The 12,841-nt window shown below is 54.1% G+C and carries 13 protein-coding genes and 1 pseudogene; 12 read left to right on the top strand and 2 right to left on the bottom strand.

Annotated elements, in window-relative coordinates:
• The first annotated feature begins 446 nt into the window (after window positions 1-446).
• The 8 genes from coxB (at window position 447) to TRICHSKD4_RS01140 (ending at window position 7,071) form a co-directional block, all read left to right on the top strand.
• The gene (gene coxB, locus TRICHSKD4_RS01170) at window positions 447-1,370 is read left to right on the top strand and encodes a cytochrome c oxidase subunit II (RefSeq protein ID WP_040615925.1); all 924 of its coding nucleotides are present in this window, start codon (window positions 447-449) and stop codon (window positions 1,368-1,370) included.
• 70 nt (window positions 1,371-1,440) lie between these two features.
• The gene (gene ctaD / locus TRICHSKD4_RS01165) at window positions 1,441-3,036 is read left to right on the top strand and encodes a cytochrome c oxidase subunit I (protein ID WP_009758873.1); all 1,596 of its coding nucleotides are present in this window, start codon (window positions 1,441-1,443) and stop codon (window positions 3,034-3,036) included.
• 173 nt (window positions 3,037-3,209) lie between these two features.
• On the top strand, window positions 3,210-4,124 hold the full coding sequence (gene cyoE / locus TRICHSKD4_RS01160) for a heme o synthase (protein ID WP_040615924.1): 915 nt from the start codon (window positions 3,210-3,212) through the stop codon (window positions 4,122-4,124).
• Window positions 4,121-4,282, top strand: a complete 162-nt coding sequence (locus TRICHSKD4_RS30515; protein ID WP_009758871.1) for a hypothetical protein — start codon at window positions 4,121-4,123, stop codon at window positions 4,280-4,282. The genes cyoE and TRICHSKD4_RS30515 overlap by 4 nt, the downstream gene beginning before the upstream one ends.
• Window positions 4,283-4,297: 15 nt before the next feature.
• On the top strand, window positions 4,298-4,906 hold the full coding sequence (locus TRICHSKD4_RS01155) for a cytochrome c oxidase assembly protein (protein ID WP_009758870.1): 609 nt from the start codon (window positions 4,298-4,300) through the stop codon (window positions 4,904-4,906).
• A 46-nt stretch (window positions 4,907-4,952) separates the two neighbouring features.
• Window positions 4,953-5,819, top strand: a complete 867-nt coding sequence (locus TRICHSKD4_RS01150; protein WP_009758869.1) for a cytochrome c oxidase subunit 3 — start codon at window positions 4,953-4,955, stop codon at window positions 5,817-5,819.
• Between the two features lie 102 nt (window positions 5,820-5,921).
• Window positions 5,922-6,299 carry a DUF983 domain-containing protein gene (locus TRICHSKD4_RS01145; protein ID WP_009758868.1) on the top strand — a complete coding sequence of 126 codons (378 nt, stop codon included), beginning with the start codon at window positions 5,922-5,924 and terminating at the stop codon, window positions 6,297-6,299.
• Window positions 6,292-7,071 carry an SURF1 family protein gene (locus tag TRICHSKD4_RS01140; RefSeq protein ID WP_009758867.1) on the top strand — a complete coding sequence of 260 codons (780 nt, stop codon included), beginning with the start codon at window positions 6,292-6,294 and terminating at the stop codon, window positions 7,069-7,071. Before TRICHSKD4_RS01145 ends, TRICHSKD4_RS01140 begins: the two co-directional genes overlap by 8 nt.
• Before the next feature lie 71 nt (window positions 7,072-7,142).
• Here TRICHSKD4_RS01140 and TRICHSKD4_RS01135 read toward each other — a convergent pair whose 3' ends face one another.
• Together TRICHSKD4_RS01135 and TRICHSKD4_RS01130 are read right to left on the bottom strand one after the other, a co-directional pair.
• Window positions 7,143-7,625, bottom strand: a complete 483-nt coding sequence (locus TRICHSKD4_RS01135) for a peroxiredoxin (protein ID WP_009758866.1) — start codon at window positions 7,623-7,625, stop codon at window positions 7,143-7,145.
• A 108-nt stretch (window positions 7,626-7,733) separates the two neighbouring features.
• A complete protein-coding gene (locus TRICHSKD4_RS01130) occupies window positions 7,734-8,627 on the bottom strand; it encodes a protein-disulfide reductase DsbD domain-containing protein (protein WP_009758865.1) in 894 nt (297 codons plus the stop codon).
• Between the two features lie 131 nt (window positions 8,628-8,758).
• Between TRICHSKD4_RS01130 and TRICHSKD4_RS01125 the strand changes: the two genes are divergently transcribed.
• The 4 genes and pseudogenes from TRICHSKD4_RS01125 (at window position 8,759) to TRICHSKD4_RS01110 (ending at window position 12,836) form a co-directional block, all read left to right on the top strand.
• Window positions 8,759-9,355 (top strand): YqgE/AlgH family protein, encoded by a 597-nt coding sequence (locus tag TRICHSKD4_RS01125; RefSeq protein ID WP_009758864.1) that lies wholly within the window; start codon window positions 8,759-8,761, stop codon window positions 9,353-9,355.
• A gap of 135 nt (window positions 9,356-9,490) precedes the next feature.
• Window positions 9,491-10,897, top strand: coding sequence for a threonine synthase (thrC, locus tag TRICHSKD4_RS01120; protein WP_009758863.1), 1,407 nt, complete (start codon window positions 9,491-9,493; stop codon window positions 10,895-10,897).
• A 2-nt stretch (window positions 10,898-10,899) separates the two neighbouring features.
• Window positions 10,900-12,186, top strand: coding sequence for a pitrilysin family protein (locus TRICHSKD4_RS01115; RefSeq protein ID WP_009758862.1), 1,287 nt, complete (start codon window positions 10,900-10,902; stop codon window positions 12,184-12,186).
• Between the two features lie 12 nt (window positions 12,187-12,198).
• Window positions 12,199-12,836, top strand: a pseudogene (locus tag TRICHSKD4_RS01110) (GNAT family N-acetyltransferase).
• The last annotated feature ends 5 nt before the right edge of the window (window positions 12,837-12,841 follow it).

The following is a 12,841-nucleotide window of genomic DNA, read 5'->3' as shown; positions in this document are numbered from 1 at the left end:
GTTGCGGTGACCAGCCCTGATCGGGGCAAGTTTCCCCAGATCACCGCAGACTTGGTGCAATTACCTAAACTCTGTGTTGTCCTTGATCTTCATCAAATGCATAAGTGCACTATAACAAGGGCGAAAAAGAGTCATAATCGTTGCGAATGGCGGCAGGTTGTGGTTTTTGTGCGCCTAAGACATGTCCGGAAGTGGTGTGCGGCACTTCGCCGCTCAGACTATTGGTTCCGTCGCCTTATAACGTTGATTGTGATTAGGATGGCGTTGAATTGGCGAAGGTCCTCGACCGGATATGCGCCATTTGATGGCCTCGAATGGGCGTCAAATCGAGGCACCAACAGTCGACCAGAACCGTTTTGGTTCTAGAAATTTGTACGCGAAGGCCGCGCAACAGGGTGCGGTTGAGGGAAGGGAGCGCAGACGTGAAGGCAGTCTTCAAGCGTCTCATGAGCTGGATCGCAGTGGCGATCGCATTTGCCGGGGTTGCGCCAGCGGCGCTTGCGGCAGAATCCGGAATGTCGATGTGGCAGCTTGGTTTTCAAGCTTCCGTTTCCGACGTGATGGACGACATCGTTTCGTTCAACAATCTGACACTGGTCATCATGACTGCGGTCGTGTTGTTTGTTCTCGGGCTGCTGATCTGGGTGATCATGCGGTTCTCCGCGAAGGCCAACCCGGTTCCGTCCAAGACATCTCACAACACCACGATTGAGATCGTGTGGACAGTTGTTCCTATCCTGATCCTTGTTGTGATCGCTGTTCCGTCTTTCCGCTTGCTGAACAAGCAACTGGAGATCCCGGAATATGAAATGACCATCAAGGCGACTGGCTATCAGTGGTACTGGGGTTATGAGTACACCGATGAAGGAATGGAGGACGTTTCCTTCGATTCCATCATGGTGGGCAGCTACAGTGATCCGGAAGCCGACGTGGCTGATCGTCAGGAAGTTGCTGACGCCCGTGGGCTAACACTCAACGAAGTGCCACGTCTTCTGGCAACTGACTACGACGTCATCGTCCCGGTTGATACCATTGTTCGCCTTCAAGTGACCGCAGCTGACGTGATCCATGCGTTCGCAATACCGTCCATGGGCGTGAAGATCGATGCGATCCCGGGCCGTTTGAACGAAACGTGGTTCGAAGCACGCGAGACGGGTGTTTACTACGGCCAGTGTTCTGAGCTTTGCGGCAAGGACCATGCGTTCATGCCGATCTCGCTTCGTGTTGTAACGAAAGAGCAGTACGCACAGTGGGTGGAAGCTGCGAAGAACGATGTCGATAAGGCAAACGAGCAGCTTTGGGCAGCCATCGCGTCTGACAAAAAAGTCGCAGAAGCTGCGTCTGAAGAAGTATCTGTCGCCGCTAACTGATACCGGCGTTTTAGTTTGAGCGAGGGCTAAATGCCCTCGCGATCCAAGGGCTAAATAGAGGGAGCACACAATGGCTGCGACCGATGTGCATGATGCACACGATCATCCGACAGGATGGACAAGGTGGGTCTACTCGACCAACCACAAAGATATTGGCTTGCTTTACCTGTACTTCGCGATTTTCGCAGGTATCATAGGCGGCATCCTTAGTGTTGGCATGCGTATGGAGCTCCAGGAGCCCGGCATGCAGATCTTTGGCGATCCGCACACTTTTAACGTTTTCACGACCGCTCACGGTCTGATCATGGTCTTCTTCATGGTCATGCCGGCAGTCATCGGTGGTTTCGCCAACTACTTCGTACCGATCATGATCGGTGCGCCGGATATGGCGTTCCCACGCATGAACAACATTTCGTTCTGGCTTCTCCCGCCAGCGTTCTTGTTGCTGCTGCTGTCCCTGTTTGTTGAGGGCCCTCCGGGCGCTAACGGTGTCGGCGGTGGTTGGACTGTGTATCCGCCGCTCTCCACTTCGGGTCAGCCTGGTCCGGCAATGGATCTGGCGATCTTGTCCCTGCACATTGCGGGTGCATCTTCGATCCTGGGTGCGATCAACTTCATCACGACCATCTTCAACATGCGTGCACCTGGCATGACAATGCACAAGATGCCGCTGTTTGCGTGGTCCGTTCTTGTGACAGCGTTCCTGTTGCTTCTGTCCCTGCCGGTTCTGGCTGGTGCGATCACCATGCTGCTGACCGACCGTAACTTCGGAACAACATTCTTTGATGCTGCCGGTGGTGGTGACCCTGTTCTGTTCCAGCACTTGTTCTGGTTCTTCGGTCACCCTGAAGTGTACATCATGATCCTGCCGGGTTTTGGCATCATCAGTCACATCATTTCTACCTTCTCCCGTAAGCCGGTCTTCGGCTACTTGGGGATGGCGTATGCGATGGTTGCAATTGGTGTTGTTGGCTTCATCGTGTGGGCGCACCACATGTATACGGTCGGCATGTCAGCTGAAACGCAAGCCTACTTTGTCGCTGCGACGATGGTCATTGCGGTGCCAACCGGAGTGAAGATTTTCTCTTGGATTGCCACCATGTGGGGCGGTTCCATGGAATTCAAAACTCCAATGGTTTGGGCGATCGGCTTCATCTTCCTGTTCACCGTTGGTGGTGTGACAGGTGTCCAGCTCGCAAACGCAGGTCTGGACCGTGCGTTCCATGACACTTACTTCGTTGTGGCTCACTTCCACTACGTTCTGTCGCTGGGCGCCGTGTTCGCGATCTTCGCTGGCTGGTACTACTGGTTCCCGAAGATGTTCGGTTACATGTACAATGACACCATCGGAAAGCTGCATTTCTGGGTGACATTCATTGGCGTGAACCTCGTCTTCTTCCCGCAGCACTTCCTGGGTCTGAACGGCATGCCACGTCGCTACGCCGACTACCCGGATGCGCTGGCTGGCTGGAACGCGATCTCTTCTTACGGTTCGTACATCTCCGCCTTCGCAGTTCTCATCTTCCTCTTTGGTGTGGTTGAGGCCTTCATGAAGAAGCGCGTTTCTGGTGACAATCCGTGGGGCGAGGGTGCAACCACTCTGGAGTGGACCCTGTCTTCACCTCCGCCATTCCACCAGTTCGAGACCCTGCCGCGGATCAAGTAATCCGAGCGTTCGCAGCGGGAACAATTTCCCCTGCCTGAAAAACACGCACCGCGCCTGAACACGGCGCGGTGCGTTCAAATAAAAAGAAAACAGCTGCAACCGTGTACTCAGGTTGCCTTGAGGCTGACGATAAAAGGAATTGCGGCATGTCGCTTGCCGACCGCCAAGATACGATGATCGCTTCCTCCAACGCCTGGGAAGGTGGAATGGGGTCTGCCGGGGATTACATCGCCCTGCTGAAGCCGCGGGTAATGTCGCTGGTCATCTTTACTGCGTTTGTTGGCATGATGCTGGCTCCCGGTTCTGTGCACCCGGTGATTGCCGCTGTTGCCGTTCTCTGCATCGCAGTCGGTGCCGGCGCTTCCGGCGCTCTGAACATGTGGTACGACGCGGACATTGACCGGATCATGTCGAGGACTGCCAAACGGCCAATCCCGGCAGGCAAAGTGACACCGGACGAGGCGCTGGCCTTCGGAATCACCTTGTCCATCGGCTCCGTACTCACGCTCGGCCTGCTGGTGAACTGGTTTGCCGGTGCGTTTCTGGCCTTCACAATCTTCTTTTACGCCGTGGTCTACACCATGTGGCTGAAGCGCTCGACACCGCAGAATATCGTGATCGGCGGAGCTGCAGGCGCATTCCCTCCAATGATTGGCTGGACAGCCGTGACCGGAGATGTGTCGCTGGAGAGCTTTGTGCTGTTCCTCATCATCTTCATGTGGACCCCGCCGCACTTCTGGGCGCTCGCGCTTTTCAAGAAGGGCGACTACGAGACTGCGGGTGTGCCGATGATGCCGGTAACTGCCGGTGAAACTGTGACGCGCCATAATATTCTGGCTTATGCAGTCTTGCTCGCGCCAATTGGCGTTGCACCTTACTTCCTCGGATATGCAAGCGTTATTTACGGGGTGATGGCCGCAGGTCTCGGACTGGCCTTTGTGTGGCTCTCTTATGATGTTTGGCGCAAACGGGAAGGTGACGCGGCACACGCGGCGAGCGTTCGTCTTTTCAAATTCTCGCTTTACTACCTGTTCCTGTTGTTTGCCGGTCTTTTGACCGAAAGCCTGATCAAGGGGTTTGTTGCATGACCCAGAAGGACGATGGCATCAAGCTGACAGACGATCAGCAAAAAAAACGGCGCTCGCGCTCGGTCGCAATTGCGTTATCCCTTCTTGCGATGGTGGTCCTGTTTTACGTGGTCACAATCGTGAAGATGGGTCCTGAAATCCTGAACCGTCCCCTTTAGGAGGCATTTAAGTCTATGAGTGAAGAGCACGACACTGCTGCACGCCAAAACAAATCCAACCGTAAGGTTGCATTTGCTTGCGTGGCTTTGTTCGGCACGATGATCGGAGCTGCTTATGCAGCTGTGCCACTCTATGATTGGTTCTGCCGGGTCACCGGTTTTGGCGGCAAAACCCAAGTGGCGGAAGAAGCCGCGCAAGAGGTGATAGACCGCGTTGTGACCATTCGGTTTGATGGAAACGTCAACCGGGGCCTTCCTTGGGACTTCAAACCGGAACAGCGCACCATTACGCTTAAGATGGGCGAAACCGGTCAGCTCGCTTATGTCGCCAAGAATATCGGCACCAACACCTCAGTTGGAACATCCACGTTTAACGTGACGCCCTATGAAGCAGGTGCCTACTTCAACAAATTGGACTGTTTCTGCTTTACCGAGCAACCGCTTAAAGCAGGCGAGCAAGTCGAAATGCCGGTGGTTTTCTTTGTGGATCCGGAGATGAATAAAGACCCGAATCTGAAGCACATCAAGGAAATCACCTTGTCTTACACCTTCTTCCCGGCTCACGATGCGGAGCAGCCAGTGGCTGCGCGTGTTGACGAGACGGCGACTGAAACGAATTTATGACGTTCCTGCTCAAGAGCAGGTGAAACTAGTGTTGGGGAGCTAGCCTATGGCTGAGGCACATACCAAAAATCACGATTACCACATCATCGATCCGAGCCCTTGGCCGTTCATCGCATCGATGGGTGCCTTCATCATGGCATTGGGTGCAATCGGTTTCATGCGCCTATCAAGCGGATCCGAGTTCATCATCAACTTCCCACTGTTCGAAATCAATTTGACCGGTTGGGGATTGTTTGCGATCGGCACAATCATTGTTCTCTACACAATGTTTGCTTGGTGGCGAGACACGATCAGGGAAGCCCATGAAGGGCATCACACACGGGTTGTTTCCTTGCACCTGCGCTACGGCATGATCATGTTCATCGCTTCGGAAGTGATGTTCTTTGTCGCCTGGTTCTGGGCCTATTTCGATGCGTCCCTATTCGCTGGAGAAGCCATCAACTACGCCCGGGTTGAAGCAACCGGTGGTCAGTGGCCTCCCGTTGGCATTGAAACATTCGACCCGTGGCACCTGCCGCTGCTGAACACTCTCATCCTTCTCTTGTCCGGTACGACTGTGACCTGGGCGCACCATGCTCTACTGCATGATGACCGAGAAGGGTTGAAGTGGGGCCTGATCTTCACCGTGATCCTTGGTATCCTGTTCTCGATCTGTCAGGCATACGAGTACGGTCACGCTGCGTTTGACTTCAGCGGTAACATCTACGGCGCGACCTTCTACATGGCGACCGGCTTCCATGGCTTCCACGTTATTGTGGGAACAATCTTCCTTGCCGTCTGCCTGTTCCGTGCGCTTGCTGGTCACTTCACACCGAAGCAACACTTCGGCTTTGAAGCAGCCGCTTGGTACTGGCACTTCGTTGACGTTGTCTGGCTGTTCCTGTTCGTTGCCATCTATATTTGGGGCGAATAAGCCGAACGCGAACTTGTGAAGTTATCGATATGAAACCTGGCACCCGGCCTTCTTTGAAGGTCGGGTGCTTTTTTGAGGTGGTGAAGCTTTAAGGAAGTGTTGATGCAGAACCATTCTCAGTTCCCACCACTCAATTCTGCCCTCGCTGCCATGAAAGGTCATTGCCCACGTTGCGGCGAAGGAAAACTTTTTCATGGTTTCCTGGACCTGAGAGCGGAATGTGACGCTTGCGAATTGCCTTATCAATTTGCTGATAGCGGTGACGGGCCAGCAGTTTTCGTGATCATGATTGTGGGATTTGTGATTGTTGCACTGGTCCTTTGGCTGGAACTTTCCTACCAGCCGCCTATCTGGGTCCACATGGTTATATGGCTTCCGCTAACCACTGTGTTGGCGGCTGCGATCTTGCGTCCCCTCAAGGGGCTGATGATCGGATTGCAATACAAGCACAATGCCAAAGAAGGAAAACTGGATGTCTGACAAGGCTGCAGCTCAAGGCTCGCGGAAAAGTATAGGGCGGCCCCTGATCATACCGACCATTGCAGCGGTCGTCGGCTTCCTCGTATTGCTGAACCTTGGTTTTTGGCAACTTGACCGCCTTGAGCAAAAGAATGCCTTGATCGAGCGGGTTGAAGCCGGTGTGTCTTCAAAGCCGGTTCCTGTTCCCGCGCCGGACGGCTGGGATGAACTCAGCCTTGAAGACGACTACAAGAACGTTTTCGTCACAGGTCGTTTTGTAGGGGATCCGGTCTTCTATTATACGGCTTTGACGAAGTCGGTCGGCAAGTTTAACGGCCCTGGATATCTCATCTACAGCCCCTTCAAAACGGAGGGTGGGTGGCATGTGATGATCAACCGGGGCTATATTCCGCAAGATCTGCCGGAAGAGGTCCGCCAAGCTGCTATCATGGCCCCAGAAGGTTTTCAGAAACTCACTGGACTACTTCGTGTTTCTGAAAAGCCATCATGGACGACGCCCGCAGCCGATCCGAAATCCCGTATCTGGTTTGCACGGGATACCGATGGCATGGCCGAGATGGTGAACCTCAAGACGGATGCGCTCGCTCCGTTTAGTATTGATTTGGCAAACACCGTTGAACAGGTTGCCGAGTTGCCGCAAGCCGGTGAAACGGTGGTTCGCTTCAAAAACGACCATCTGGGATACGCCTTAACGTGGTTTGGGCTGGCCGCCACGCTCGCCGGTGTTTATCTCGCATTTGTTTTTCACATGCTCCGGCAGAGGCACATCTGATACCAAATTCAAAAGAAAAGGCGCAGCTGAATTGCCGCGCCTGAACCAGTATTTGTGCATTTGCGAAGCGGTTAAAGCGCCTCGAGAATTGCAGCAGCGCCTGTAGCCGTTGCTTCGCCGGGGTTCTCTTCGACAGAGAGGAAAGTGACTTCCCCGTCTTTGGCAATCAGGGCAAAACGCTGCGCACGGGCATGGCCAAAGATCGGAGCATCAAAGCTGAGGCCAATGCTTTGAACAAAACTCGCATCGGTGTCGGAGAGGAAAGACACCTTACCGGTGGCACTTGAGGCCTTTTCCCAAGCATCCATAACAAAAAGGTCGTTTACGGATACCACGCCAATGGTGTCCACACCTTTGGCCTTGATTGTCGCCTCATGCTCAATGAAGCCCGGAAGGTGGTTCATATGGCACGTCGGAGTGAAGGCACCCGGTACACCAAAGAGCACCACCGTTTTGCCTCCAAAAAGGTCAGCAGACTTCACTTCACCCGGACCATCTGCCGTCATCACTTTGAATGTCGCGTCAGGTAGCTGGTCACCAACTTTAATTGTCATAGGATAGTCCTTCCCAAAATGCTGAATTGAAGTCCGTTAGAAGAGGTAGGTGCCTGGCGCCAAAAGGTCGAGGCTCTAACGGATAATTGGCGAAAATATTTTTGGAGTTTAGTTCTGCGGTATCGTGACAGGGTGCTGGCTTTCAACTGATGTGTCGCCATCCACAAGTACGAGCGTAAGCTGAGATTGACCGTTGTCATGCGCCAGCCCGTTCAATGGCAAAGTCCAGGTCGCGGTATTCCCAGTTCGATCCGTCAGGCGTGGCACGCCAATATAAGAGCCTTCCGGGCCTTCTGCGAAAAGGCCCGGATCAACTTCTCCAACACCCGTAAGGGTTGCTGAAATAAGAAGGGCTGGCTTGGAAGCCGCTTCGATCACGTCCAAACTCTGCACAAAGGGAGCTTCACTTGTGGCTGAAAGCGGCACGCGGTCCAAATCCCGTTCAATGAGCGAGGCTGAATGACGGTCGGATTCGCTGTCAGGTGTTAACTGAAGACCAAACGTGGCATCTCCCGGGACGCACACATCACTGCAGACACCGAAAAACATCGAAAGCGAGAGCGAAACTTCGCTGTTTAAGTCATTCGGAGTGATCTTCACGGGCAAAACAATACCGTGGTGATAGACAATAGAGGTTGAAAACCCGTCATCATAAAGCTCTGGCGCGGGATAGAGAACTTCGATATTGCCCACATTTTCGGAAGCAGAGAAGTCCAGCTGAGGTGGAATACCTGCCTCGCCGGGATAGCGCCAATAGGTGTGCCAGCCGTCATCAAGCAGAAACTCGATACCTGCCAGATAAGTGCCGTTTTCCAGCGGACCCGATGTGATAAGGCGTACAGCCCCCCCCATCACTTCCTGCCAGTTGGTCGATGCCGCGAACGCAGAGGTTCCGGTCAGTGTTAGAAATGCGGATATCAGACAACCAAGGATATTTTTCATGATGGAGATAATCGGCACTTTTTGGAGGTTGAATGGCAGTTTATCGTAAGTCTCGATCACCCGGGCCTGACAGAATGGTGAACAGCGACAACTTGTACGTGCTCTGTGAGTTAACAAGTATGCAGAGAGACGCTAGCATGGAATACAGGCTGCACGGAACGACCGGCGCCGGAGAAATCGAGGAGTAATCCATGACTGAGACGGGACGAGCCAACTCGCTTGAAGGTCAGATGTTGATTGCCATGCCGAATATGGAAGACGGCCGGTTCGATCACTCCGTCATCTACATGTGCTCCCATTCCGAGCAGGGGGCCATGGGGCTGGTGCTAAATCAGGTCGCTCGGCACCTGTCTTTTGAAGACCTCCTCCTTCAGCTGGATATCGTCAATGACGAAACAGCCATTCGTCTGCCATCAGGTGTCCGTGAAATGAGCGTGTTCAAAGGTGGGCCGGTTGAAGTTGAACGCGGGTTCGTTCTGCATTCTGATGACTTCGTCATCGACCGTTCGACGTTGCCCATCGACAATGGCATTTGCCTTACAGCCACACTAGAAATTTTGAAGGCTATGGCTGATGGCAGCGGACCGGAGCATGCCTTGCTTGCGCTTGGATATTCCGGATGGGCTCCAGGTCAGCTTGAGAGCGAGATTCAGGCCAATGGTTGGCTGACAGCTCCGGCTGCTCCTGATCTGGTTTTTGATGCTGACACAGGAGAGAAGTGGCAGCGCGCCATGATGTCGATCGGAATTGATCCGGCTATGCTTTACGGAGAGGCTGGGCACGCCTGAGCAGCGGAAACTTCAAATCAATCAACTTCGCATAAATGCCGACGACAATGAGTTTAATTTGCCGTCAGTATAGTCTAGTGTGCGCCGGAATGGCCGTGTGGCCCAACAAGTTTAATTCCGGAGGCAATGAACGCGGTGAAATACTTCAGCACCCGCGGTGATGCACCTGTACTCGAGTTTTCCGACGTACTTCTTCAAGGCTTGGCCCGTGATGGTGGCCTTTATCTTCCAGAAAGCTGGCCGACATTTGATGCCGAAAAAATCGCATTCTTTGCCGGACGTCCTTACGCTGATGTCGCTTTTGAGGTGATACAGCCGTTCGTTGGCGGTGAAATATCAGATGCTGATTTGAAGGCCATGATCGATGATGCGTATGCAGGCTTTCGTCATGATGCCGTAACGCCGCTCGTTCAATTGGCACCGGGTCGATTTGTCCTGGAGCTTTTCCATGGTCCGACCCTGGCGTTCAAGGACGTGGCCATGCAGCTGCTTGGTCGGATGATGGATCACGTTCTGACTGAGCGCGGGCAGCGGGCAACGATTGTTGGTGCGACGTCAGGAGATACAGGCGGCGCAGCGATTGAAGCGTTCCGTGGCCGTGATCGGACAGATATCTTCATCCTGTTTCCTGATGGCCGTGTATCCAACGTCCAGCGCCGGCAAATGACCACGCCGACGGAAGACAACGTTCATGCTCTTGCCTTGACTGGTAATTTCGATGATTGCCAGCACATCGTAAAAGGCATGTTCAACAATTTCCCGTTCCGCGATCGTGTTGCACTATCCGGCGTCAATTCGATCAACTGGGCGCGAATTCTCGCGCAGATCGTCTATTACTTTGTGGCCGGGGCTGCTGTCGGCGCGCCGCATCGCAAGGTGTCATTCACGGTTCCTACCGGTAACTTCGGGGACATCTTTGCCGGATACGCGGCCAAGATGATGGGTCTACCAATTGACCAGCTGGTTGTCGCCACGAATGTGAACGACATTCTTGTGCGGTGTCTTGAGACCGGACGCTATGAAACGCGCGGCGTTTCTGCCACGACCTCTCCGTCAATGGACATTCAAGTTTCTTCCAATTTCGAGCGATTGTTGAGCGCAGCAAGCGGTCGCGACGGCGGAGCGGTGAAAACCATGATGGATCGCCTGCGCCAATCTGGAAGCTTTACAATTGAAGGACCGGTTCTGGAGAAAATACACCAGTCCTTTGCTGCTGGCCGCTGCTCGGAAGAAGATACGGCGAGCACAATCGCCTCAACCGTGACGGACAGCGGTTATTTGCTCGACCCGCACACGGCCATCGGTATTCATGTTGCCAAGGCGTATGAGACCGCGGATGTACCTATGATTGTTCTCGGGACTGCGCATCCGGCCAAGTTCCCGGATGCCGTTGAAGCGGCCTGCGGTGTCCGTCCGGAATTGCCAAGCGAATTGCAGCCGATGATGAGCGCTGAAGAACGCCAACATGTTGTTGCTGCCGAGCAGGGCGCAGTGGAAGCCTTTGTCGAAAAGCACGCGCGCGCCGTGCGTAGCGGAGTTTAAGTATGGATGTAAGAACGACGGTTCTGGATAATGGTCTGACGGTTGTGACAGACCGCATGCCGCACCTGAAAACTGCGGCGCTCGGGATTTGGGTCAAGACAGGCTCAAGATCCGAGCGGGTGGAGCAAAATGGCATCACCCACCTTCTGGAACACATGGCGTTCAAGGGAACAGCGCGCCGAAATGCACGGCAAATTGCCGAGGAGATCGAGGCCGTTGGCGGCGAGCTGAACGCTGCGACCAGCATTGAGCATACGAACTACTATGCGCGTGTATTGGCGGAAGATGTTCCACTCGCCGTCGATATGCTGTCGGACATCTTGCAGAATTCGGTGTTTGATGGCGAAGAGCTCAAGCGCGAGCAACATGTCATCCTTCAGGAAATCGGGGCAGCCGCTGACACGCCAGAAGACAAGGCGTTTGACCTTTTTCAATCAACCGCTTGGCCTGATCAATCCATCGGTCGTCCGATCCTTGGTACGCCCGAGGGTGTTCTCGGCTTCACACCGGATGCGCTCAATCAGTATCTTCACGAGCGGTATCGTGGTCCCGACATGGTACTCGCCGCAGCTGGAGCCGTGGATCACGATCAGCTGGTGGAATTGGCGGCGCAGAAATTTGGCGCAATTTCTCAAGAGGCCGCTGGGCAGGGCGAACATGCATCCTACAAAGGCGGCGAAGTTCGGATCGAGAAAGACTTGATGGAAGCGCAAATCCTGATCGGGTTTGAAGGTCGGCCTTACAAGTCCAAGGACTATTATGCGATCCAGATTCTCGCGTCCATCATGGGCGGCGGGATGTCTTCGCGCCTGTTTCAGGAAATCCGCGAGAAGCACGGCCTCTGCTATGCGATCTACAGTTTCCATTGGGCCTTCAGCGACACGGGCCTTTTCGGCCTGCATGCCGCAACCAGTCAGGAAGACCTGACAGCCTTGATGCCCATGATCCTCGATGAGCTTCGCTCAGCTGGAGAAACAATTAGCGACGCAGAGGTGAATCGATCTCGCGCGCAAATTCGGGCAGGGTTGATGATGGCCTTGGAAAGCCCGGCAGCACGTGCTGGCCAGATTGCCCGCCAGATACTAGTTCATGGCCGAGTTCTGCCCATGGATGAGGTGTCAGCCAAGATTGAAGCTGTGACTGCCGCGGAGATCAGACGTGTTGCACAGGAAACTTTCCTCAACGCAGTGCCAACGTTGACAGCCGTTGGGCCGGTCGACAAGCTGATGTCTGTAAATGACATTGCAAACAGTTTGACCTCTCCAGTCCTGAGAGCTGCATCTATATAGAGGTGGCGCGACATGGCACTCTTCAAATCGACCTTGTGCCCGGACAACGAGCCGCGGATTGAGGGTGCCACTCATTTTTTACGCTATCCCGTTATGGCCGACTTTACCGAATGGGCAGAGCTGCGCGAGCAAAGCCGTGCGTTTCTGAAGCCTTGGGAGCCTGTTTGGCCGCAAGATGACCTGACAAAGGCGGGTTTCCGTCGCCGGTTGCGCCGCTACGCAAAGGAAAGGCGTGAAGGAAGAACCTATCCCTTTTTGCTGTTTGAGCGGGAAGAAGAACGGCTTGTTGGCGGTTTGACTTTGTCGAATTTACGCAGGGGCGTCAGTCAATGCGCAACACTGGGGTATTGGATGGGCGCTCCTTTTGCCGGGGCTGGGCACATGACTGACGCTCTTTCGCTGCTCTTGCCATATTGCTTCAGCACGTTGCGATTGCACCGGGTCGAGGCAGCCTGCATCCCGACGAATCAGCGGTCGATCTCCTTGCTTGAAAAGATGGGGTTCAGACAAGAACGATATGCGCAAAAGTATCTGTTGATCGATGGCGCTTGGCAGATCATCTGTTGTTTGCCTGTTTACCTGAAGACCATGCTTCGGCCACATGGGCGCGCTCCATGAGAGCGGGGAGCAAACTGAAAGAGACCTTGTGACAATT

It is taken from the genome of Roseibium sp. TrichSKD4 (assembly GCF_000148725.1).
Lineage (GTDB): Bacteria > Pseudomonadota > Alphaproteobacteria > Rhizobiales > Stappiaceae > Roseibium.
This window is presented reverse-complemented; position numbering and strand designations above follow the sequence as displayed.